19 protein-coding genes and 3 tRNA genes are annotated in these 22,825 nt (G+C 71.6%); 8 read left to right on the top strand and 14 right to left on the bottom strand.

The genetic code is table 11. The features are described from left to right. On the bottom strand, positions 1–1,227 hold a 1,227-nt coding region (locus G3I42_RS34305), incomplete at its 3' end, for an FGGY family carbohydrate kinase (RefSeq protein ID WP_164291560.1). A 227-nt stretch (positions 1,228–1,454) separates the two neighbouring features. After that, positions 1,455–1,754: a hypothetical protein gene (locus G3I42_RS34300; protein ID WP_164291565.1), complete on the bottom strand. Its 300-nt coding sequence runs from the start codon at positions 1,752–1,754 to the stop codon at positions 1,455–1,457. Between the two features lie 224 nt (positions 1,755–1,978). On the opposite strand from G3I42_RS34300, the gene G3I42_RS34295 reads away from it, so the two are divergent. From G3I42_RS34295 to G3I42_RS34285, 3 genes are all read left to right on the top strand, one after another. Then, positions 1,979–2,051: transfer RNA gene (locus tag G3I42_RS34295), tRNA-Asn, on the top strand. A gap of 5 nt (positions 2,052–2,056) precedes the next feature. Then, positions 2,057–2,129 (top strand) — tRNA-Asn (locus G3I42_RS34290). 134 nt (positions 2,130–2,263) lie between these two features. Then, a tRNA-Ile gene (locus tag G3I42_RS34285) sits at positions 2,264–2,337 on the top strand. Positions 2,338–2,441: 104 nt separating this feature from the next. On the opposite strand, the gene G3I42_RS34280 is transcribed toward G3I42_RS34285, so the two are convergent. From G3I42_RS34280 to G3I42_RS34255, 6 genes are all read right to left on the bottom strand, one after another. Then, a complete protein-coding gene (locus tag G3I42_RS34280) occupies positions 2,442–3,743 on the bottom strand; it encodes an FAD-dependent monooxygenase (protein ID WP_343244742.1) in 1,302 nt (433 codons plus the stop codon). A gap of 14 nt (positions 3,744–3,757) precedes the next feature. Further along, on the bottom strand, positions 3,758–4,513 hold the full coding sequence (locus G3I42_RS34275; RefSeq protein ID WP_164291559.1) for an SDR family oxidoreductase: 756 nt from the start codon (positions 4,511–4,513) through the stop codon (positions 3,758–3,760). Beyond that, a complete protein-coding gene (locus G3I42_RS34270) occupies positions 4,506–5,117 on the bottom strand; it encodes an antibiotic biosynthesis monooxygenase (protein WP_164291558.1) in 612 nt (203 codons plus the stop codon). Before G3I42_RS34270 ends, G3I42_RS34275 begins: the two co-directional genes overlap by 8 nt. Then, positions 5,068–5,955, bottom strand: a complete 888-nt coding sequence (locus tag G3I42_RS34265) for a thioesterase domain-containing protein (protein ID WP_164291557.1) — start codon at positions 5,953–5,955, stop codon at positions 5,068–5,070. The genes G3I42_RS34270 and G3I42_RS34265 overlap by 50 nt, the downstream gene beginning before the upstream one ends. After that, positions 5,952–6,725 carry a cyclase family protein gene (locus G3I42_RS34260; RefSeq protein ID WP_164291556.1) on the bottom strand — a complete coding sequence of 258 codons (774 nt, stop codon included), beginning with the start codon at positions 6,723–6,725 and terminating at the stop codon, positions 5,952–5,954. Before G3I42_RS34260 ends, G3I42_RS34265 begins: the two co-directional genes overlap by 4 nt. Before the next feature lie 121 nt (positions 6,726–6,846). Then, a complete protein-coding gene (locus tag G3I42_RS34255; RefSeq protein WP_164291555.1) occupies positions 6,847–7,653 on the bottom strand; it encodes an AfsR/SARP family transcriptional regulator in 807 nt (268 codons plus the stop codon). A 771-nt stretch (positions 7,654–8,424) separates the two neighbouring features. Here G3I42_RS34255 and G3I42_RS34250 point away from each other — a divergent pair. Then, positions 8,425–9,651, top strand: a complete 1,227-nt coding sequence (locus G3I42_RS34250) for a histidine kinase (protein WP_164291554.1) — start codon at positions 8,425–8,427, stop codon at positions 9,649–9,651. 18 nt (positions 9,652–9,669) lie between these two features. Here G3I42_RS34250 and G3I42_RS34245 read toward each other — a convergent pair whose 3' ends face one another. Both G3I42_RS34245 and G3I42_RS34240 read right to left on the bottom strand, forming a co-directional pair. Further along, a complete protein-coding gene (locus tag G3I42_RS34245) occupies positions 9,670–10,275 on the bottom strand; it encodes a response regulator transcription factor (RefSeq protein WP_164291563.1) in 606 nt (201 codons plus the stop codon). 151 nt (positions 10,276–10,426) lie between these two features. Continuing rightward, positions 10,427–11,905 (bottom strand): NDP-hexose 2,3-dehydratase family protein, encoded by a 1,479-nt coding sequence (locus G3I42_RS34240; RefSeq protein ID WP_164291553.1) that lies wholly within the window; start codon positions 11,903–11,905, stop codon positions 10,427–10,429. A 152-nt stretch (positions 11,906–12,057) separates the two neighbouring features. On the opposite strand from G3I42_RS34240, the gene G3I42_RS34235 reads away from it, so the two are divergent. The 4 genes from G3I42_RS34235 (at position 12,058) to G3I42_RS34220 (ending at position 16,242) form a co-directional block, all read left to right on the top strand. After that, complete coding sequence (locus G3I42_RS34235; RefSeq protein WP_164291552.1) at positions 12,058–13,122, top strand: glucose-1-phosphate thymidylyltransferase; 1,065 nt, start codon at positions 12,058–12,060, stop codon at positions 13,120–13,122. Continuing rightward, on the top strand, positions 13,119–14,111 hold the full coding sequence (rfbB, locus tag G3I42_RS34230; RefSeq protein ID WP_164291551.1) for a dTDP-glucose 4,6-dehydratase: 993 nt from the start codon (positions 13,119–13,121) through the stop codon (positions 14,109–14,111). The genes G3I42_RS34235 and rfbB overlap by 4 nt, the downstream gene beginning before the upstream one ends. 78 nt (positions 14,112–14,189) lie before the next feature. Further along, entirely contained in the window at positions 14,190–14,708 is a 519-nt protein-coding gene (locus G3I42_RS34225) for a PH domain-containing protein (RefSeq protein WP_164291550.1), read from the top strand. Positions 14,709–14,751: 43 nt separating this feature from the next. Then, complete coding sequence (locus G3I42_RS34220) at positions 14,752–16,242, top strand: PH domain-containing protein (protein ID WP_164291549.1); 1,491 nt, start codon at positions 14,752–14,754, stop codon at positions 16,240–16,242. Between the two features lie 101 nt (positions 16,243–16,343). Here the strand turns inward: G3I42_RS34220 and G3I42_RS38105 are convergent, their stop codons facing one another. The 4 genes from G3I42_RS38105 to G3I42_RS34200 are packed head-to-tail and all read right to left on the bottom strand — an operon-like array spanning position 16,344 to position 22,643. Beyond that, a complete protein-coding gene (locus G3I42_RS38105) occupies positions 16,344–17,564 on the bottom strand; it encodes a nucleotide disphospho-sugar-binding domain-containing protein (RefSeq protein WP_164291548.1) in 1,221 nt (406 codons plus the stop codon). A gap of 5 nt (positions 17,565–17,569) precedes the next feature. Then, positions 17,570–18,763 carry a nucleotide disphospho-sugar-binding domain-containing protein gene (locus G3I42_RS34210; protein WP_164291547.1) on the bottom strand — a complete coding sequence of 398 codons (1,194 nt, stop codon included), beginning with the start codon at positions 18,761–18,763 and terminating at the stop codon, positions 17,570–17,572. A gap of 35 nt (positions 18,764–18,798) precedes the next feature. After that, positions 18,799–19,551 (bottom strand): glucose 1-dehydrogenase, encoded by a 753-nt coding sequence (locus G3I42_RS34205; protein ID WP_164291546.1) that lies wholly within the window; start codon positions 19,549–19,551, stop codon positions 18,799–18,801. An 11-nt stretch (positions 19,552–19,562) separates the two neighbouring features. Next, the gene (locus G3I42_RS34200) at positions 19,563–22,643 is read right to left on the bottom strand and encodes an AMP-binding protein (protein ID WP_164291545.1); all 3,081 of its coding nucleotides are present in this window, start codon (positions 22,641–22,643) and stop codon (positions 19,563–19,565) included. Positions 22,644–22,825: the final 182 nt, after the last annotated feature.

Here is a 22,825-nt window from a genome sequence, read left to right as displayed (position 1 = left end):
CGGCTGCGGCACGACGACGCGCGCGGCGAAGAGCGAGGCGGCGACGGCCCGTACGGCGGGCAGCCCGGCCGCCGACCCCAGCAGGAAGACCCGCTCGATCGCGACCCCCCGCGCCCGCAGCACGCCGAGCGCGTCGGCGACCGAGCAGAGCATCCCCTCGAAGGCCGCGCGCGCGAGGTGCTCGGGCCGCATCGACTCGCGCCGCAGCCCGCTGAGCGTGCCCGCCGTGTACGGCAGGTCGGGCGTGAGCTCGCCCGCGAGGTACGGCAGCAGGACGAGGCCGTGCGCGCCGGGCGTCGACTTGAGCGCGAGCGCGGAGAGCCCGTCGAGGTCGGTGCCGAGCAGCTCCGCGGCGCCGCGCAGCACCCGTACGGCGTTGAGCAGCCGCACCACGGGCAGGTGCATCCCGGTCGCGTCGGCGAGCGAGGTCACGGCCGCGTCCCCGATCGCCTCGTGGTGGACCGCCATGACCGAGCCCGAGCCGCCGAGCGAGACGACCGCGTCGCCCGCGCGCACCCCGAGCCCGAAGGCGGCGGCCATCGTCTCGCCGGTCCCGGGCGCGATGAGCAGCCCCTCGGGCGTCGTCCCGGCGGCCTCGGAGGGGCCGAGCACCTCGGGCAGCGCGACGGGGTGCCCGAGCGCGAGTTCCGCGAGGTCGGGACGCCACACGCCCTCGCCCGCCGACCAGTACCCGGTGCCCGAGGCGCCGCCCCGGTCGGTCGTGCGGCGTGTGGGGCGCCCGAGCAACTGCCACACGAGCCAGTCGTGGGCCTGGAGCACGGCCGCGGTCCGCGCCGCGTTCTCGGGCTCGTTCCTGGCGAGCCAGCGCAGCTTGGTGACCTGGTGGGCTGGGCCCGGTACGGAACCGACGGCCTCCGCCCAGGCGGGGCGGCCCCCTTCGAGCGCGTCGGCGAGGTCGGCGGCGGTCGCCTGCATGCGCTTGTCCGTCCCGATGAGGGCGGGCCGCACCGTCGCGCCCTGCGCGTCGAGCGGCACGAGCGCGTGCTGCTGCGCCGAGACCCCGATCGCGCGCACCCCTTCGAGCACCCCGCCCCCGGCCGCCTCGCCCAGCGAGAGCAGCCAGGACTGCGGATCGCTCTCGTGCGGCTCCGTACCCTCGGTGGGGTGCGGGGCGTACCCCTGCTTGAGCACGGCGCCGGTGTCCGCGTCGCACACCACGATCCGGGTCGCCTCTGCCGAGCTGTCCAGTCCCGCGACTATCCCCATGACAGGGGATTGTGCCGCACTCGGCCGGCGGAACCGCACTCGGCCGTACGGCGTAAGGGACGGGGGGCCTTCCGGGGCACGTACGGCGGCGGCGCGGTGCGTACGGGTACGGGGCGGGCTGCGGCGTACGGCTGCGGCGCGGCTTACGGGTGCGGGACGGCGGCGCGGCTTACGGCGGCGGGGCGTCCCCCGGCCCGGGGGACGCCCCGCACCCGTACCGCGCGGGCTCAGACCGTGCCGGAGCCGGAGCCGAAGTCGTCACCGCGGTCGTTGCCCGCGAAGGCGCGTACCCGCCGCGAGACGGAGTCGGGAAGCCGGTCGCCGACCTTCACCGAGACGACGTGCACCGCCTTCCCCGCCGCGACCCGGCCCTGCTGCGTGGCGGTCTCGGTCACGTTCCGCACCGCCGGATTGTGCGAGACCTGCCGGGCGTACTTCGCGAGCTGTTCGTAGCGTTCGCGCCCGGCCCTGGTCCCCAGGACGTAGCCCAGGGCCGCGCCCGCGGCGAATGCGATCCGGTAGCGCATGATGGCGGCCACCCTTTCCCTCGTGTTCGGTCTGCGTCGGTCTGCCCGTACGTGATCTTGCCCGATCATCGCCCGGCGCACCGGCCTGTCCCGATGAGGGTTCCCCGTGAGCCGGGCCGCAGCCCCAACCGATTGGCAAAGCACCCCCCTGCTTGCGCTAATGTATGAGTCGCAGCGAGCGCACACCGCACACAGCGGGCCTCGCGTCCGCTGCGGCAGGTCGATCCCCTGTAGCTCAATTGGCAGAGCAGCCGGCTGTTAACCGGCAGGTTACTGGTTCGAGTCCAGTCGGGGGAGCTCGGTCTCCTGTAGCTCAATTGGCAGAGCAGCCGGCTGTTAACCGGCAGGTTACTGGTTCGAGTCCAGTCGGGAGAGCACAGCGAAGGACCCCGGTTCGCCGGGGTCCTTCTGCGTGTCGCGGCAGGTCGGCCCCATCCGAGGCGAGAGATCGTATGACCGGCTATGCTGCGGCAGACGGCGCAGACAGGGTCCACCCGACGCGCCGCAACGGGGCGGTAGCTCAGCCGGTTAGAGCAGCGGACTCATAATCCGTCGGTCCTGGGTTCGAGTCCCAGCCGCCCCACTGCGTGGTTCCTGGGGGACCCTTTCGCGTCAGCCCCGCGTGTGAGCCTTTCCTGCTCGGGATCAGATCCGCCATTCGGGCCGTGTACGTCTGGCATCCGGTCTTCACCCCTCCGCCTGTGCCGTGGGGCTGTCCGTGAAGTACTCCTTGGCGATGCGAATGTCCCGGTTCCCGTAGGCGATGCGGTCGAGCACCTTGCGGTACACGGGGGTGTGCCTGAGAGCCCGGGCGAGCCTGGGCCGGACCCGGGTGGCGAAGGCGCCGTGCGAAAGCATGGCTTTGCTCTGCAGGGTCTGGAGTCGCATCACGCTTTCGATGTCGGGGCTCCGGCGCTGTTCGAAGGCGGACAGGAAGGCCGCGCCCGCGTCCTTCGCCTCCAGTGAGGCGACCAGCAGCGGGTGCAGCGCCGCCGCGTCCTGGACAGCCAGATTGATGCCCTGGGCACCGATGGGGCTGTGGGTGTGCGCGGCGTCGCCGATGAGGACCAGCCCGTCCCGCACCCAGCGTTCGGCGCGGGCGGAGAAGACGTCCAGCAGCGACAGGTCGGCTGCGGAGCGGATCTGCTCGTGGACCAACTCCGCGTACGGCGGCACGGCTGCGGCCAGCTGGTGCTTGAGGTGTTCCAGTCCGGCGGCCGCCACGTCCCGGTAGCCCCCGTGCGGCAGGGTCCAGCCGATCTGAACGCGGTCCGGCCACGAGTCGTAGACGAGGACGGGGCTGCCACCGGCCCGGTAGACCCGCACATCGCGCGGGGATCGACCGCCCTCGGTGCGATCGCCGGTGGCCAGCTTGAACCAGAGCACGTCCTGGGAGAAGGAGTCGCGCCGGCCGGCCGCGATCCCGGCCAGTCGGCGGACCTTCGAGAAGCGGCCGTCGGCGGCGACCACGCAGTGGGCGCGCACCTCGACGGAGCACGAGGGTCCGTCCGCCACGACACCGACGACGGCCCTGCCCGGCTCCGCCCCCTCGTGCAGCAGGGCGTTGACCCGGTGGCCGGAAAGAAAACGGAATCCGCGGAACGTGCGACAGCGGGAGAGGAGTTCGTCCAGCACGTGTGTCTGCGGGATGCTCAGCAGGTGGTCGTAGGGGGGTGGCAGCGTCCGGTAGTCGATGTCCAGCAGCACGCGGTCCCGCTCGACCATCCGGAAGCGGCCCAGTTCGTGGGCGCCCCGCGCCCGTGCACCGGCCAGGACACCGAGCGTGTCCAGCAGGCTCTGCCCGCCCGGCTGGAGGATCTCGCCCCGGAACTCCCGCTGCCGGGCGCGGGTGCGTTCGAGCAAGGTGACCGCTACCCCGGACTTCAGCAGCAGCAGTGCCAGCACCAGCCCGGCCGGGCCGGCACCGACCACGCAGACGTCGGAGGTGTACTGCTCCAAGTGCGGGGGGCGTCGGTCTTCGTTGGTCACTTTTTCCACGTCTCCTAGCCGCGCAGGGCCAGGCCGCCGTCGGCGGTGATCACCTGGCCCTGTATCCAGCCGGCCTCGGCGGTGCACAGCAGCGCCACCGCGTCGGCGATGTCCTGGGGCGTGGTGAGCCGGCCTGCCGGTGTGCGGGCCGCGAGCGCGGCGGCGACGTCCGGCTGCGAGGTGTCGCCCCGCCCCTTGTCGATCTTCGATGTCGAGACCGCGTTGACCGCGATCCCGCTTCCCGCCAACTCCACCGCGAGATAGCGCACCAGGCTCTCCAGTGCGGCCTTCGCCACGCCCAGGCCCACATAGCGTGGGATCACCGAGTGGGCGCCGCTGCTGGAGACGGCCACCACCCGGCCGGCAGCGCCCGCCATCAGCCGGGCGATGGCTCCGGCCCCGCGAAGCAGGGGGTCGAGGGCGGCACTGACGTCGGCGTACACGGTGTCCGGGTCGGCTCCCACGGCGGGTCCCGGCGTCCACGTCGCGGCGTTGTGAACGAAGATGTCCACTCGCCCGAACTCCTCGCCCACAGCCGTCAGAAGACCGTCCAGCGATTCCGGCCTGGTGATGTCCGCCCGGTGTGCGACGGCCTTGCCCGGCAGGCCGGAGAGGAGCCCGAGGGCGGAGTCGGCCGCCTCCGTGCTGTGTGCGTAGGTGACGACCGTGTGGCAGCCCTCGCCGCAGAGTTTCCGGGCGATGGCCAGGCCGACCCCGCGGGTGCCTCCGGTGACCACCGCCACCTTGCCGCTGAGGCCGAGGTCAGGCATGGTCGGCCGCCTCCTGACCGGCGCGGTCGCCAGCGAGGGGCGCGGCCGGCTCGGTGTGCCGACGGGCGAGAGAGGCGAGGGCGGCGTACTCGGGGACGTTCTCGCCTCTCTCGCGGGCCTGTTCGTCGCGCCAAGCGACAAGGGCGGTGTACACCCCGTTCTGCGTGAGGGACTTGGTCAGGTCGATGTGGCGGAAGCCGTCGACGCGGGCGGCTGCCTCGGCATAGGCCCGGTAGGCCGCCTCGAACCCCGGGGCCGTCCCGGTGCCGTCCGGCAGGGTGAGCCGCTCGACCGTCAGCGCCGAGGGCGCGTCCCCGGGGACGTCCCCGCGCAGCACGCTGAGCGAGGGTGCGGCCTCGACGTCCACGAGCCGGTGGAACTCGCGGGCGTGTTCCTGGAACGTCGCGCTGGCGAGAACCTGCTGGAAGTCCTCGCCCCGCGCCCACCAGCCGACGTTGACGTAGATACCGGCCGTGGCCGTCAGGCGGACCGCCTGGTGTGCGGCGAAACCCTCTTGCTGCCGCATCCATGCGACGTGCTGGAGGAAGCGGCGCTCAAAAGTCCCGGCGTCCCCCGGGTTCTTGAGGGTGAAGGTATTGATCACTGTGAACTGCGGAGCCTGCACGGCGGCCGCCTTTCCTGGTTCGGCCGCCCGCCGTGGGGCGGGACGGCGCAATGGTGGACTGTGGGATGACGGGCCGCCCGTCGCAGCCGTCCGCAGCGGCCGCGTCGAGGGCTCGGGCCAGCAGCTCGGGCAGCCGGCGCTCGCGGACGAAGAAGTGCCCGCCGGGCACGGTGCGCAGGGCGAACCCCGCCGGCGCGTACTGTCGCCACTGGGCGACCAGGCCGGGCGGTGCGAGGGTGTCCGCTCGCCCGGCGACGGCCAGCACGGGCATGTCCAGGGGGCCGGCCGCACCGGCGCGCAGGGCGTGGGCGAGCAGCAGGTCGTCCCGGAGCACGGGCAGCACCCGGCGGCGCCAGAGCCCGGCCGTATCCTCGCCCTCCAGCGCCGCCCGCTCCGGCAGCAGCCCCCAGGACACCAACCGACGCAGCACCGCCTTGTCGTCGGCGGGGAGTTCGTGGCGCAGCAGGGGGGACGGCAGGTGCGGCGGCTGGACGGCGCCCAGGACGACCGACACGGGCGGGCGGTACCCGGCGGTGGCGGCTTCGTGGGCGAAGTGGTGGGCGACCAGTGCGCCCAGGCTGTGTCCGTAGAGCGCGTAGGGGGCGTCGGTCAGCGGGCCTGCCCGGCACAGCAGATCGTCCATCAGGGCAGTCGGGTCGGTCAGGCGGGGTTCCCCGGCTCGCGTGTCGCGGCCCGGCAGAGGCAGTGGCACGACCTGCGGATGATCGCCGAACACCGACTGCCACCGGGCGAAGGCCGCGCCACCGGCGCCCGCGTGCGGGAAGCAGAGCAACCGGACGGGCCGCTCGCCGGTCACTCGTCCATCAAGGCCACGGCCCGGGTCCAGCCCGCCCCCGCACCAGCCACTTTTACCGGGAAGCAGCAGATACGGAAGCCGAACGGTCGCTCCAGGAGGTCCAGTTGGCCAAGCCGTTCGATCTGGCAGTACTCAGTGCGGCGGCCGGCGAAGTGCGCGGGCCACAGTACCGAGGGGTCGCCCGTCTCGCGGTAGCGCTCCAGCATGTGGCCGACCGGTGCGTCCAGGCTCCAGGCGTCGGTGCCGATCACGCGCACGCCGAGGTCCAGCAAATAGTCCACGGCGGAGCCGTCCAGCCCCGTGAAGTCGGTGAAGAGGGCCGGGGTTCCGGCGTGCCGGGCGGCGCCGGTGTGGAACAAGACGATGTCCAGTGGCCGCACGTGGTAGTCGAGCCGTTCCAGCTCCTGCCGCACCCGTTCCGCCCCGACCACGCCGACACCGACGTCGCTGATGTCCAGCACCACGGCGGGGCGCAGGAACCAGTCCAGCGGCATCCGGTCGATGTGGCGCGGGGGGCCGTAGTCCCCGACCGATCCGTAGTGCGACGGCGCGTCGACGTGCGTGCCGGTGTGCGTGGTCAGCGTGAGCGTGTCCAGGGACAGCAGCTCACCCCCGGGCAGGTCGGCGGGGTCGAGGACCAGACCGAAGTGCTCCCGCACCTCCTCGCTCATGTGACGGGCGCCCTCGGCGGGGGTCATGGTCTCGTGCACGACCGGGTCCGGCTCCCAGCCGGCCGCGTCGATCGGCGACGACAGGTCGATGATGCGCAAGACAACCCCGCTTCCCGCTCCGGTGCTCTGTGGCGAAACGCTTCCCGAGCACTGTGCGGGGCCTTGCTGGAGTACCGATCGAGGACGGCTGGGCGCGCGGACGCGAGGGTGGCGCGGGCTCTCAGGCGGCGGCCTGGCGGCCCGGTGCGGGGACGGGGTCCAGCCTCGGATCGGCGGCCAGAATCGCCTGATGGAGCTTGCGTACCCGGGCAGAGGGCTCCAGGCCGAGCTCCTCCACCAGTCGGCCTCTCAGCGTCTTGTACACCTCCAGCGCCTGCCAGCGGCGGCCCGAGCGGTGCAGCGCCAGCATGCACTGCGCGTGCAGGTTCTCGTGCAGTGGGTGATAGCCGGTCAGAGTGGCCAGCTCCGTGAGGACCCGGGTGTGCCGGCCCAGTCGAAGATCCGCCTCGATCCGCAGTTCCAGTGCGCCCAACCGACTCTCTTCCAGCCGGGTCAGCTCCACATCGAGCACCGGCCCGGTCCGCACGTCCACGAGTGCGGGGCCGCGCCACAGCGACAACGCTTCGCGGTAGGCGGCCGAGGCGGCCTCGTCGTCGGCCCTGTCCTCCGCCCGCCTGCCGGCGGCCACCAGGCGTTCGAACTCGTAGGTGTCCACGGAGACCTGCGGGACCTGAAGCTGATAGCCACCGTGCCGGGTGAGCAGGACCTCCTTCGGGGCCAGGGTGCTGTCCGGGCCCAGCGCCGCCCCGATGAGCCGGCGCAGCTGGAGTACGTAGGTCTGGAGGGTGGTGACGGCGCTGCGGGGCGGGTGGTCGCCCCACAACTCCTGCATCAGCAGGGGTACCGGCAGCACTTGCCCGGCCCTCACGGTCATCAGGGCCAGGAGCTGCCGCGGCTTGGCAGCCTCGGGAACGATGGACGTGTCGCTCAGCACGGCGTTCAGGGGGCCCAGAAGCTGGATGTTCATGAAGAGACCTCCGTCTGAGGCGGTGGCCCGGTCGCACTGGTCTGTTCGAGGACCGGATTCCAGTCGCACTGCATGGCCCTTCGAGGATGTCCCAAGGGCTGACACCGGCCCAGTGCCACGATCCTGAACCGTGCGCACGTTGTTCATGCGCGAGCGTGAGTTCCTCATACCCTGCGCGTGTTTTCCCACCGGGGTCCGGAGACCTGGGCCGCGTGCGACCAGTCGGTGGTGTGCTCGCGCGTAATAAATCCTGACAAAGCTTTCTTTCCCTGTTATTCCCTGCTCGCGATCCCCTGTTCCTGCGGCACTTTGATGACAGTGGTCTATACATGTTGCGCACCGCATTCGGGCGGGTATGGTTCGACACCGGTAGGCGCCTTGTCGGCGAGCGCTCCAGGGCGGTCGCCGGACTACTCACGGGGGAGGTTGGCGATGCCCGACCGGGCGGAATCCACGACGACACGGCGACGAACCAGAGAGCTCGGAACCTCTGGGGGGAGCAACCCGGTACTTCCCGCCGAAAAGGCGCGAGGGTGCTCTCGGAGGACAGGACGGCGCAGCACGGAGTGAGGCGCGGGCTCGCGATGAACGAGCCCAATCACCGTGCACTCGAAAAGCTCCAGGAAATCGTCGCGACCCTGCTGTCCACGCCATGTTCCGCGGAAAGCAGCGACGGCTCGGAGCCTTACTCCGATTCCATTGCCACGGACGGCGTGCTGAGGCCACCCCAGGCCACAAGCTGTCTCTCTCGTTTCGGACATGGAGAATGTCATGCTGCCCGATCAGTCGTCATGGGTGTCGAGAGGTGAGCGCGCGGGCCGCTCGGCGCATTTGCTCTCACTGACCATCACCGCGGTGGTGCTCTGTTCATTCCTGCTGCTCGGAATAGTCAACGAACTGAGTTCGCACCCGGAACCGCGGAAATTCCTCGAAGCCATGCTGCTGCTGCCGCCGGCTCTGGCGATTCAACTCGTCATATCCTTCCCGCGGCTGGTCCCGAGGCTGGGCCGGTACCGGAACTGGCTCGTCCCGGTGCAGTTTCTTCTCACCTTCCTCCCGTTCACGACGTTCGAGGAGGCGTGGATGCCGTTGCCGGGGCTGTTCTCCGGCTCCGTGCTGCTGGTCCTTCCCACGGCTGCCGCCTGGAGCACCTTCGCCCTGGTCACCCTGGGAGAGGGACTGTTGTACCTCTCCGCGGGGCCGGGATGGGCGGAGGCACTCTCCGGCGTGGTGTCGGTCGTGCTGACCGGGCTGGGGGTCTTCGGTCTTTCCCGGCTGAGCGACTTGGTCAGCGAAGTGCACGACTCCCGCGTCGCACTCTCCCGGCTCGCGGTCGAGCACGAGCGGCTGCGGTTCGCTCGCGACCTGCACGATCTGCTCGGGTACGGCCTCTCCGCGACCACGGCCAAGTGCGAGCTGGCGCGCAGGCTGCTCCCGGCCGACGAGGATCGGACCCGGCAGGAGCTGACCGAAGTGCTGGAGATCGCCCGCAAGGCGCTGGCGGACGTACGGAAGGTGGCCTCCGGCTACCGTGAACTGTCGCTGGACAAGGAGGTCGGGGACGCGGCCTGGATGCTCCGCGCGCTGCACGTCCACACCGTCTCCCGCGTCGAGTGCGGGACGCTGCCCCGCCATGTCGACGCGGAGCTGGCCACCGTCGTACGTGAGGGAATCACCAACATGCTGCGGCACGGCGCGCCCGGCCGCTGCACCATCACGGCCGTGCGGCAGTCCGCCACGGTGCGGCTCCGGCTGACCAACGACGGTGTCAGGGCGGGCCCTTCGGCGACGGGCGGCAGCGGCGGGGCGGCGGACTGCGGCGGACGGGGTCTGGACAACCTCGCTGCCAGGATCGAGGCGCTGGGCGGGCGGCTGGTGGCGGGGGTGCGGGGTGACGGATGGTTCGTGCTGGAGGCGGTGCTGGAGCTCACCGGGGCGGACGACGCCCGGCCGGGCGAGCCGGGCAGCGGCCTGTCAGCTCCCGTGGGGCCGACTTGAGCGGCCCGGCGGACGCGGTCACAGCCAGCCGCCCTGCTGGGCGATCCGGATGGCATCGACGCGGTTGCGGGCGTTGAGCTTGCTGACCGTGGCGGTCAGGTAGTTGCGCACGGTTCCCACGGAGAGGCAGAGCCGGGAGGCGATCTGCCGGGTGCCCTCCCCCTCGGCCGTGAGCTGGAGGACTTCGACCTCACGGGCGGTGAGCCGGGTGGCCTTCGGTTCGAGAGCGGCGATGGCCAGTTCCGGGTCGACCACGTGCTCACCCCTGGCGAGAGCGCGGATGGCTGCCACCAGGCGCTCGGGGTCGATGTCCTTGAGGAGGAAGCCGGAGACCGAGGCGGCGACCGCGCGGCGCAGGTTCCCCGGCCGGCCCAGGCTGGTGAGGATCAGGGCGCGGCACTCGGGGACGGCGGTGTGCAGCGCCTCCGCGGCGGTGATCCCGTCCGTGCCCGGCAGATCGATGTCCAGTACGGCCACGTGCGGCCGGTAGCGTTCCGCCGTGCTCACGATGTGGTCGCCGTCGGCCAGCTCCGCGACCACATCGATGTCCGGTTCCAAAGCGATCAGGGATGCCAGTGCGCGCCGCAGGATCTGTACATCCTCCGCCAGTAGAACCCGGATCACGATGTCCCCCATCATCCACACCGTTGCGAACGTTCCTGGGATTATGTCAATGATGTTCGTGACGCGTCAGTACCTGTGCGGGACCGCCGGGGATGCGGGGACGGCCTTTCCGTAGTCGGCGGGAGCGGGCCCCGCTCGCGCCCCGGAGGGCTCAATTTCGGGCAGTCAAGGCCAGGTTGGCGCAGGCGACGAGGGTACGGGCCTGCACGTTCAGGTAGTTGCCGTGCCGCAGCAGCGCGGCGACCTGGCGCAGCGTGAGCCAGCAGTGATCCGGGGGCTCGGTCACCGCCACCTCGTCCCCGGCCTCGACGATGAGGTAGCGGGTGGCTGCGTGCAGGAAGCGACCGCCCTCCTCGGAGAGTTCGGTGTCGTACCGCACCCGATCGGCCGGTGCCGACAGGAGATGCTCCAGGAACGGAGACCGATGCGCCGAGGCGTCCTGCCCGTGCGGGGCCGGAGAGCACTGCACGGTCGGGGCGAACTCGCAGACCCGCAGTGTGCCCGCCTCCACCCTGGTGTGCAGCAACACGTGCAGCACGCCGTTGACCCGCTTCACCAGGAGCCCGGACAGGCCCGCCACCGGGGCGATCAAAGGCTGTGACCAGCGCGCTACTTCGCGACGGCGGGCGTGCACGTCGACGCCGACCACCGAAAAGTACCTGCCGTCCGGCCGAGCGATCCCGGAGTCCGTGCGTTGCCACCGGCCCTCGTCGAGCACTTCCCGCAACGGCACCTGCCGCTGCTCCAGGCGGTAGCGGCTGCGGGCCTCGGTCAGGAGGGTCAGCACCTCCTGGAAACTGTGCAGGGAGGCTTCCCCGGGGGTGTGCGAGCGCATCAGGGAGTGGCGCAGCGCATCGCCGCCCGCCCCGCCGGCCGACCTCGGGCCGGGAGGGCCGAGCGGAAGCGTGGCGAGAACCGTGCGCGAGTCCATGTTCACCAGGTGGTCCTCGCGCAACAGCTCCCCGAGTTGTCGCAACGTCAGCCAGCGGAAGCCCGGTCGAAGCGGGACCTCCTCGGCGGTCTCCACGACCATGTTGCGATTGCCCTTGTGCAGGAACCACCAGCCCTGTTCCGACTGGAGCGAGTCGGCCAGTACGGTGCCCCGCCGCGGCCCGATGAAGTACTCGAGGTAGGACACGCCCCGGCCCCGGTGCACGCCCGTGAAATTGCTGCGTGTGGCCTGCACCGTGGGGGAGAGCTGCACCAGATTCAGGTTCCCCGGTTCCATCTTGGCCTGCATCAGGAAGTGCGGAATGCCGTCGAACTCCTTGACCAGGAGGCCCAGCAGACCGATCTCCGGCTGCACGATCACCGGCTGGGTCCACTGGCGGAGGCGCCCGAAGTCGGTGCGGACCCGGAGCCCGGAAACGCTGAAGAAGCCGCCGGACTCGTGGACCAGATCGCCGCTCTCCGGCGCGGAATGCCAGCCGGAGAGCGCCGACAAGGGAATGCGTTCAACCGCGTAGTGGCTTTCCGTTCGCTGCTGGTCGAACCACTTGTGGAAATCGGCAAGAGATGTGACGGAACTGTCGTACGCCGATGCGGAATCCCAAAGCCGCCCGGCCGGGGAAGCGCTGTCCCCCGCCTTCGTCCTGTCGTGCACCGGTGCAGTACTGTTCTTCGGTCCCATGGCCGTGAACGATGGACGAAGGCGCTTGAGCCCCGCTCGCACCCGTCCCGAATCGCCCCGGGCGCAGCGATTCGGGGCGGCTGGCGGCGGGGAGGAGATGCCACGAGCCGTCATCGACCCGGACTTGAGCCGCCGTCTGCAAGCTGTGCCGCATGAAGGCGCTTGTATTGTCAGGCGGAACAGGGACGCGACTGCGGCCCTTCACCTATTCGACGGCCAAGCAACTGCTGCCGGTGGCCAATAAATCCGTTCTCCAGCACTGTCTGGAGAACATCCGAGAATGCGGGATAATCGAGGTCGGGATCGTCGTGGGCGATCACGGTGAGCAGATCGCGCAGTTCATCGGTGACGGCGGACGCTTCGGACTGAACATCACGTACATCAGGCAGGAGGAACCCCTGGGCCTGGCCCATTGCATCGCGCTCGCCACGGATTTCCTCGGTAGCGAGGATTTCGTGATGTACCTGGGTGACAACGTGTTGGCCGACGGCATCGAGGAGCACGCGGAGGAATTCCGCGCGCGTCGGCCGGACGCCACGGTCCTGGTCTCCGCGGTGGACGATCCCCGCGCCTACGGGGTGGCGGAACTCGCCCCGGACGGCACCGTTGGCCGCCTGACGGAGAAGCCGCAGGAGCCCCGCAGCAATCTCGCGGTCATCGGCGTGTACTTCTTCACCGCGGCCATCCACGCCTCGGTCGCGGCCATCAGCCCCAGCGCGCGCGGGGAGCTGGAGGTCACCGATGCCATCCAGCACGCCATCGAGGCCGGTGGCACCGTCACCGTGCAGCGCTACCGCGGCTACTGGAAGGACACCGGGAACCCGGAGGACCTCTTGGAGTGCAACCGCGAACTGCTGTCCCGGCTGGAGACGACGGTGGAGGGCGAGGTGGACGAGGAGACCACCATCGAAGGTTCCGTCGTCATCGCGGCGGACGCCAAGGTCAGTCGCTCACAGCTGAGGGGCCCGCTGGTGATCGGCTCCGGCAGCGTGGTGTCCGACAGCATCATCGGGCCCGATGTCTCGGTGGGTGAGAACTGCGTACTCAACGGCGCCCGTGTGGCGGAGTCGATCCTGCTGGAGGGGGTGACCGCGCACAGCATTCCCGACCTTCGCCGGTCGATCGTCGGCCGTTTCGCCGACCTGAGCGTGGCGGATCACGCACAGCCGTGCCGCCTCATCGTCGGCGACCACGCCCGTGCGGAGGTGACACCGTGAAGGTACTGGTGACAGGCGGAGCCGGCTTCATCGGCTCGCACTATGTGCGCGGCATGCTGGCGGGTGCCTACCCGGGATACGAGGACGCCGAGATCACCGTCCTCGACAAACTGACCTACGCCGGCCATCTGGACAACCTGCCCACCGACGAGCCGCGGCTCTCCTTCGTCCGGGGTGACGTGTGCGACCAGGACCTCCTGGGCCGGCTGCTGCCCGGACACGAGGCAGTGGTCCACTTCGCCGCGGAGAGCCACGTGGACCGGTCGCTCCAGGGGGCCGCGGACTTCGTCCGCACCAACGTGGGCGGCACCCAGGCGCTCCTGGAGACCTGTGTACGGGTCGGGGTGTCCACCGTGGTGCATGTGTCGACCGACGAGGTGTACGGGTCGATCGCCAACGGGTCCTGGGACGAGCACCGCCCGTTGCTGCCCAACTCGCCCTACTCCGCGTCCAAAGCGAGCAGCGACCTGATCGCCCGCGCCTACTGGCGCAGCCACGGCCTCGACGTGCGCGTCACCCGCTGCTCCAACAACTACGGACCGGGCCAGCACCCCGAGAAGCTCGTCCCGCTCTTCATCACCAGCCTGCTCGCCGGCCGCCCTGTCCCGCTCTACGGCGATGGCCGCAACACCCGCGAGTGGCTGCACGTGGACGACCACTGCCGCGCCGTGCAGCTCGTGCTCACCAAGGGCGCGGCAGGGGAGATCTACAACATCGGCGGCGGCACCGAACTCACCAACCGCGAGGTCACCGCCAAGCTGCTCGAACTGTGCGGCGCGGGCTGGGACATGGTGCGGCCCGTCGAGGACCGCAAGGGCCACGACCTGCGCTACGCCGTGGACGATGCGAAGATCCGGGAGCAGCTCGGCTACGAACCTCGGTGGTCCTTCGACGAGGGGCTGGCCGATCTCGTCGGTTGGTACCGGCAGCGTCCGGAGCTGTGGGACGGCCTCGGCGACGAGGCGTGCGCCCCGGGCGGGCCCCGGTGAACCCGCTCTTCGTTTCCCGGCCGCACCCGGGCTCACGCTATTGTGCATCTGATCCGGGCAGCGCTCAGGGGAGGCAGGATGACGCCGAAGACACCGCGGCCGGAGTCCGTCCTCCTGTTGCGCGAGCCGCGCAACAGGGTCGCGGACCGGGCAGTGCGTTATTGGCGGGTCCGGGCGCTGGTGACCTGGACCGTCGTGCTTGTCCTGGAGGTCGTCGCCCTGTTCGCCTCGCCGGACGGCGTACTGCCCTTTCTGAGGTGGGCGTTGGTGCTGACGGCCTTCCTGGGGGCGTGTCATGTTCTGGTCATGCCGCCCTGGCGATACCGGGTGCACCGCTGGGAGGTGCAGCCGGACTCGCTCTATGTGCAGACGGGTTGGTGGGTGCAGGAGCGCCGGGTGACAGCGGTCGCCCGCATCCAGACGGTGGATCAGAAGCGGGGCCCGCTGGAGCAGTGGCTCGGCCTGGCCAGTGTGGTGGTGACGACCGCGTCGGCCGCCGGGGCGATCGTCGTGCGCGGACTCGACAGCAAGGTCGCCGAGCAGGTCGTCGCGGGCGTCCATGAACAGGCGCGCCTCGCTGTCGACGACGCCACGTGAGGATGGTACGGCAGTGACCGGCCCCGACCGGAGGAGAGCATCCGTGCAGGAGGAGCCGGAGAGGGAGCGGGCCCCCGGGACGAACGAGCCGGAGGCGGCGGAGGAGGCGGGCTGGCGGCGGCTCAGTCCCCGGATGCTGTTGGTGCACCCGGTGCAGGAACTGGTGCGGGCGCTGCCCGCGTTGCTGGCCGCGCTGGTGGCCGGCGTTCACACCGGGCACGGCGATGTCTTCAGCTACGGGGTCTCGGCTGTGGTGATCCTGCTCGGCCCGCTGCGCTGGCTGACCACCTCCTACCGCCTCACCGCTGCCCGCGTCGAACTGCGCAAGGGCATCGTTCTGCGGCAGCGGACATCGGTCCCGTTGGACCGGGTGCGCACGGCCGATTCCAGCGCTCACGCGCTGCACCGCGCCCTCGGGCTGGCCAGGCTCACCATCGGCACCGGCCAGTCCGAACGCGGCCGCGGCGGGATGCTCACCCTGGACGGGCTGGACGCCGGTGAGGCCGCCCGGCTGCACATCGATCTCTTCCCCGGCGCCACGGGGGCAGCCGAGACCGAGCTGGTCCGCAGCCGTCCCGCCTGGCTGCGCTTCGCCCCGTTCAACCTGGCCGGGATCGTGGTCTTCGGCATGGTGGTGCTGTTCCTGCCGGAGGTCGACATCGACCCCATGTCCTCGGGCCCGGTGCCCTCCGTGCTGGCCCGGCTACGCGGTCCGCACCCGTGGACGGGGGTGGCGGAAGCGGTCGCCGGACTCGCCGCGGGCTGTCTGCTCGCAGGCTTCGCCGTCTCGCTGTTCATGTTCACCAACTTCCGGCTGGCCCGCACGCCCGGCAACACGCTGCGAGTCACCTACGGCCTGGTGACGACCCGCACCACGACGATCGAGGAGCGTCGGGTCAGCGGCGTCAAACTCTCCGAGCACCTGGTCATCAGGCTGCTCGGGGGTGCGCGCGCCGCGGTGATCGCCACCGGTCTGCACACCGGAGGCAGCACGTCCCTGATCGTGCCGGCCGCTCCTGCCCGCGATGTCGGCGGAGTCGTCGCCCGTGTGCTGCGTGATCCGGCGCCGGCCACTGCCGCGCTGGCGGGGCACGGCCGGCGGGCGCTGTTCCGGCGTATCACCCGTGTGGTGGGGCCGTGGCTGCTTGTCGCCGTCGCCTTCGCCGTGCTGGTGGGCGCCGAAGTGGTGCCGCTCTGGACCTGGCCGCTGCCGGCCGCCGCGCTCCCGCTGTGCCTGCTGCTCGCCCTCGACCGGTACCGGGGCCTGGGGCACGCGCTGGTCGACGGCCACTTGGTGGGCCGGTCCGGCTCCCTGACCCGGGAGCGCTGGATGCTCTCCGGCAAGGCCGTCATCGGCTTCTCGATGCGCCGTTCGTTCTTCCAGCGACGCGCGGGGCTGGCCACCCTGGTCGTTTCGACACCGGCCGGCAAACGGCGCTACGAGATCGTCGACATCGCACCGGACGACGCCGTCCGGCTGGCCGGGCGGACGGTACCGGGTCTTCTCGACCCATACCTGATCCAGGCGGACTGACGGGGCGGGGTCCTGAGCCGGTCGAGCCGGATCCGCCGGGAGAGCGGGACTCCGGGCACCGGTGCCCCGCTCCCGTCGGCGACAGCGCGACCGCGGTCGGCTCAGAGGCAGCCGAGGACATCGGCGATCACCTCGGCCGGAGACGGCTGTTCGGCGATCTCCGTGGCGAGCTCCCGGGCCTGCTCCTCCTCTGCCGCGGAGTCCAGCATCTCGTGCACGGTCCGGGTGAGCGACTCCGCGTCCTCCTGCTCTGTTTCGTCCAGCGTGCGCCCGACTCCCCGGGCGGCCAGAGAGGTCGCGCAGTCCAGGAACACCGGGTGCGGGGGCGGCATCAGCAGTTGCACCGCGCCGCGGACGCACGCGGTCATCGCGGTGCCGATGCCGCCGTGGTGGATCACCAGGTCCCCCGCACGCAGCGCCGCGTCGAGCGGTATCCACGGAGCCACCCGTACCGGGCCCGGCAGCTCTCCCAGCTCGCCCCGTACCTCCTGCGGTACGGAGAAGACGGTTTCCACGTCCGGGCGTCGGGCCAGGGCGGCGGCGAGTGTCCGGTACCGCCCGGCCAGCCCGCCACCCCGTACGAACTCGTCCCCGTGCACGGCGGCCTGCGTGCCGAACAGGCCGAAGGAGACGCAGACCCGGCGACGCGCGTCCCGTCCGCGGCTCCACGCCGGCAGTGCCCCCGCCCCGTTGTAGGGAACGAACCGCATGGGGCTCGCGGGCCCGGCAGCGGGCGAACGGAGGCTGGGTGGGCACGGATCGACTGTCAGGGCCGGGGCCGGGAGCGCGCCGATGCCGGCCTCGACGCACAGGTCACCGAGGACCGTGCCGGCCCGCGAGATCGCCTCCGAGCTGAGCGAGTCGGGACCGCCCCAGCGCTGTACCACGACGGGGACGTCCAGCATCCCGCCGACGACGAGACCGGTGAACTCGATGGGGTCGCACAGGATCAGGTCGGTGCGCCAGCTCCGGGCCGCGGCCAGGTACCCGTCGAGCACGCTCACGACCCGTCGCTCCCACGGATGTGAGCCGGCCACCCACGAGCGGCCCGGTACCGCGCCGTCCCCGCGCCGCCTCAGCAGCGCGGCCATCCCCGCGAACGCGGGCTCCGCCCGTACCTCTCCCCGGTTAGGGGAGGCCGGGGCGGCTTCCGGACCGGCCTCGGCCACCTCGAAGGCGCACAGACCGGCTCGCCGGGCGGCCTCGGCGACCGGCTCCCTGCCGGCGACGGCGACCTCGTGCCCGGCGGCACGGGCCGCCCACGCCAGCGGCACCATGCACAGCAGATGGCTCGGGGCCAGCGCCACCAGAAGAACGCGCACCGGGGTCACCTCCCTTCCGCTGGAACGAGGAGCGCTTCGAGGTCGGCCACCACGTCCGCGGGGGAGGGGAGGGCGGCGATCTCCTCGGCCACGGCGCGGGCCCGCTCGGCGAACCCGGGTTCGCCGAGCACGGCTCGCGCGGCCTCGTGCACCCGCCCCGGATCGTCCTGGGCGTCGGGATCGACGACGGCGAGGGCCACTCCCGCATCGGCGAGACCGGCCGCCCACACCGACTCGTTGCCGATCTGCGGCAGCACCACCTGCGGTACACCGAAGGCGCAGGCCGTCAGCGAGCTGCCGGTGCCGCCGTGGTGGACCAGCAGGTCGCAGGAGCCGAGGAAGAGGTTGAGCGGAGTGGGGTCGACCACCCGGGTGTCCGCCCCCACGGGGCCGAGCGCCTCCCGGTGGCGGGCCGGGAGCGTGACGACGATCTCCGTGTCCGGAAGCTTCTCCAGCCCGTCCACCACACTGCGGAACAGCGGGACGCCGTTCAGCGCCGCTGTCAGGCTGCCGAGGCTGACCACCGCCCGCCGCTTCCGGACCCGCTCGGAGGCCCAGGCGGGTACGGTGCCGGTGCCGTTGTAGGGGACGTAGCGCAGCGAGCGCGCCGGGTCCGGCGCTGAGGCGTCCGGCAAGGCGCCCCGGATGCTGCGGGGAGCGCAGTCAAGTACCAGTGCGGGATCCGGGATGTCGCCGTCCAGACCCGCCGCCGCCATCCGGCCCCCCAGTACCTTGCGCGCCAGCTCCAGCGGGGTGTCACCCGGCGGTTCGATGTCCCAGCGATGATGGACGACGGGGACGCCGAGGATGCCGCCGATACCGGCCGCGCTGAACTCCAGCGGGTCGCTGAGGATCAGGTCCGGCTGCCACTCCCGGGCGAGCGCGAGGTACTGCTGGGTCAGGTACTTGGCGTGGATCAGCCAGGGCTGGGCGAGAAGCAGTGGGTTGGCGGGCCCGGCCTGGGCGCTTCCGCTCTGGTTCGGCCGCCTGCCCGCTGCCAGCTTGGAGGCGATCACTTCGTTGGCGTCGTAGCGCTCTCCCACGGTGACGGCGGGCAGGCCGGCGGTGACGGCGGGCTCGGTGATGTCCGGCTGGCCCATGACCAGCACTTCGTGACCGGCGGCGCGAAGTGCCCAGGCCAGCGGCACCATCGGGGTGAAGTGGCTGGGCGCCGGAGTTGCCATGATCAGGACCCGCATGGGACCTCTCCTGGTGTCGGGGGTGTGTGGTGCGCTCATCGGGGCGGCAGGATTCCGGCGAGCCGGCCACCGTCCGCGACCAGCTCGGTGCCGGTGACGTAGGAGGAGTCGTCCGAGGCGAGGAAGAGCACCAAACGGGATACCTCGTCGGCGGAACCGAAGCGGCCGAGGGGGAGCTGGGCGGCGAGCGCGCTCATCATGTCGGAGCGGAAGCCCTCGGTCATGTCGCTGGCGATGACCCCCGGGCACACGGAGTTCACCCGTATCCGGTCGGGACCCAGCTCCATGGCCGCGACCCTGGTCATGCCGTTGACGGCGAACTTGCTCGCGCTGTAGGCGATCAGGCCGCGGTCCCCGGACAGTCCCGCCGTGGAGGAGACGTTCACGATGGTTCCCCCGCCGGCCGCGCGCAGCGAGGGGACGACGGCTTGCATGCCCAGGAAAGTCCCGACCTGGTTGACCTCAACGGTGTGCCGGAACTCCTCGACCGGCATCTCGGCGGCGTAGCCGATGGACAGCACACCGGCGTTGTTGACGAGGCCGTCGAGTGCGCCGAAGGCCTCGCGCGCCGTCTCCACCGCCCGCGCCCACTCCTGCGGCAGACGGACATCGAGGTGGCAGAACCGGGCGTGCTCGCCCAGTTCCTCGGCGACCGCCCTGCCCTCCTCGTCGAGGAGGTCGCCGAGGACGACGCGGGCGCCCTCGGCCACCAGCAGCCGGGCGTGCTCGGCCCCTTGCCCCCTGGCTCCGCCGGAGACGAGTACGACCCTTCCATCCATTTTTCCCATGTGCGTCCCTCTCATGGTCGTTCAGGGCGCCGCAGGGCGGCAGGCCCTCGGCGCAGGACACCGATGAACCGGTCGGCCACCTCGGCGGCGAAATCAGCGGTGAACCGGTCGGTCCACACGGTGCAGACCACCTGGAGGCCGCCGCCCTCGGCCCGGCAGACGCGCAGCTCCAGTTGGGTCATGGTGGTGGGGTTGTCCGGCCGGAAGAAGGTGGTGCGGCAGCTCTCCAGCGACAGCCGCGGCAGCGGCTCGTCCTCGATCATCAGCACCGGCAGGTCGAGTACGGTGTGATGCCGACCGGAGGCGAACAGGCTGCGGGCCGCCTCCGTGAACGGCACGTCCTGAGCGGCGAGGGCCTCGCGGACGGCAGCGCCGACCTGTTCGAGCGGCTCCTGCCCGGCGAGCCGCAGCCGCAGGCACATGGTGTCCACCCGGCAGGCGACCGTGGCATCGGCGCGGCTGTTCCGCCGGCTCACCGGAACCAGTACGGCGAAGTCCGGGCAACCGGACAGTGCGGCGAGCACCTCGCCGAAGGCGGTGGCCAGGAAGGCCAGCCGGGTCGATCCACGGCGCCGGGCGTCCGCCTCCCACTGAGCCAGGTCGGCCGCGTCCACCTCGCGTACGAGGGACGCGCGCGGCCCGACCACCGCGTCGCTCTCCAGCCGCTGCGGCAGATTGAGTTCCGGAAGGTCGGCCAACTCCTGGTCCCAGTAAGCAAGTTGCGTCGATCGATCGACGAGGGCCTCCCGCCGCCGGTACTCCTGTGCCAGCTCAGCGAGCGTCACGGCAGGCGAGGCGAAGTGCGGTGCGGCACCGGTTCGCCGGGCCGCGTAAGCGGTGCCGAGGTCGCCGGCCAGCACCGACTCCGCCCCCTGGTCGAACGCCACGTGGTGCACGACGAGGCCGAACAGGTGCCCACGCCCGTCCGGCAGCGGGACGGCGGCGCAGCGCCAGATGCGGCCCCGGGCGAGGGAGAGCGGGGTGAACAGCACATCCTCCAAGGCGGCCCTGGCGCTTTTCCCGTCCGCCGCCCGAGGCAGCAAATAGAATTCCGGGGCGGGCGCCTCGGACAGCACCTCCGCCACCGGCCCCTCCTCACGGAGGTACCGGGAGCGCAGGGCTTCGTGGCGTTCCTGGACGTCCAGCAGTGCCGCGGTCAGCGCGTCGATGTCCAGGTCCCCGTCGATCTCCCACGCCATCGGGCAGGTGTAGGCGACATCGGCGTCGGGATGGACCCCCTCCCAGAGGTAAAGGGCCTGGTGCGTCGGGAGCGGCACCCGCCGCACGTCCGCCGCTCCGGTCTCCGGCGTGTCCGCGGGCAGCGTGTCCAGCCAGGCGGCGAGCCGCGACACGGTCTGCGCGGCGAAGACCCGCGAAGGGGGAACGGCCACGCCGAGCCGCTCGTCCAGCCTCGCGCAGAGCCTCGCCACCCCCAGGGAGTCACCGCCCAGCTCGATGAACGGGACGTCGACCGGCACCTGTTCGAGCCCCAGGACCGCGGCGAAGACCTCCGCGACCGCCCGCTCCGTCCCGGCGTCGGCACCAGCCCCCGCACCACCGCTTCCGGCCGCAGTGCCGCTGCCGGACAGCGTCGGCACCCGTTCCGCCAGCGCTCTCAGATCCGTCTTGGCGTTGGACAACTGGGGCATCGACTCCAGTTCGACCACCCTGTCGGGGACGAGATGGGACGGGAGCCGGCGCGCCAGCACCGCCTTCACGTCCTCCCTGGACGGCCCGGTGCGGGTGTGGAACAGCACGGTGCCGACGTGTCCGCCACCAGCCGCGGGAATCGGCAGGGCCACGGCTTCACGGACCCCGTCCACCTGCCGCGCGGCCTGCTCGATCTCGGCCGGTTCGATGCGGTGGCCCCGCACCTTGAACTGCCGGTCGGCGCGCCCGGCGAAGTGCAGCACCCCCTGGGCGGAGAGCCGACCGCGGTCCCCGGTGCGGTAGATCCGGCGCACCGCGCCGTCCAGTTCCAGCTCCTCGAAGGCGGCAGCGGTGGCGTCGGGGTCGCCGAGGTACCCGTGCACGAGGCCGCTTCCCGACAGGCATATCTCCCCGACCTCGCCAGGAGCGCACGCACGGCGGCCGTCGAGCACATGGACGGAGGTGCCGTTGAGCGCGCGGCCGAGCGGGACACCGCCCGGGTCCTCGCAGTCGGCGGCGGTCACCCGGCGCTCGGTGGCCAGTGCGGTGCACTCCACCGGACCGTAGACATTGCGCAGCACGGTGCCCGGATGGCGTTCCAGGAAGCGGCGCATGGTCGCGGAGGACGCCGCCTCGCCTCCTGTGAGCAACCACTTCAGACCGGTGAACGCGTCCGCGTCCTCGTCCATGATCAGGTCGAAGACGGACCGGGTGAGGAAGATCCCCGTCACGCCCTCGCGGGCGATCAGTTCGCGCAGGGTGCGCGGGACCAGCAACTCGTCGACGAAGACCGAGGTCCCGCCGTTGAGCAGCACGCTCCAGCAGTCCAGGGTGAAGCCGTCCCAGGGGACGGGAGCGAGCTGCGGCATGGCGTTGCCGGGGCCCAGATCGGCGAAGTCGCAGTCCGCGAACAGCCTGACCGTTCCGCTGTGGGGGGAGACGGCAGCCTTCGGCCGGCCCGAGGAGCCCGAGGTGAAGAACACGGCGCAGGGGTCGTCCGCCCGGACCTCGATCGGGGTGGTCCGCCGCCCGGCGTGCCCGCCCGGCACCGGCGCGGAGACGGCCGGTACCGCCCAGCCGCCGTCCTCCGAGGTCACCAGCAGCGGGGCGTCCAGCCGGGCGAGCAGTTCCTCGATCCTCGACCGCGGCCAGCGCACGTCCAAAGCCGCGTACGCCGCGCCGCGCTTGAGTACCGCGAGCAGCACGACGAGGAACTCGACGGTACGCGGCATGAGCACCGGCACCCGGTCCCCGGGCCCTACCCCGGCCTCCTCCAGCCCGGCCGCGAAATCCTCGGCGGCCGCCTCCAATTCCGCGTAGGAGACCCTGCGCTCCCCGTGCACCACGGCGACGGCGCTCGGCCACCGCTCGGCGCACGAGGCGAACAACCCGTGGACGGTGTCGCCCCGGGGGGCACCCGCGTCGGTTCCGGTTCCAGTCATCTGCCCTTCCCGCCTCCGCGTCCGCTGTCGGCGACGACACTCGCGCGCCCTGGCTGGAAACCGCTTGAACCCGGACGGAGGTGACGCACACGGCCGCCCCGCCGCGGACGGTCCCGGTGCGGGGGAGGGGACCGGATGCGGCGGGGCGGCGGCTCATCGGCGAACGGGACGGGCGGCCGGGC

The sequence above is a fragment of the Streptomyces sp. SID11385 genome (assembly GCF_010548245.1).
Taxonomy (GTDB): domain Bacteria; phylum Actinomycetota; class Actinomycetes; order Streptomycetales; family Streptomycetaceae; genus Streptomyces.
The sequence above is the reverse complement of the archived record's forward strand: the minus strand, read 5'-3'. Positions and strand labels throughout refer to the sequence as shown.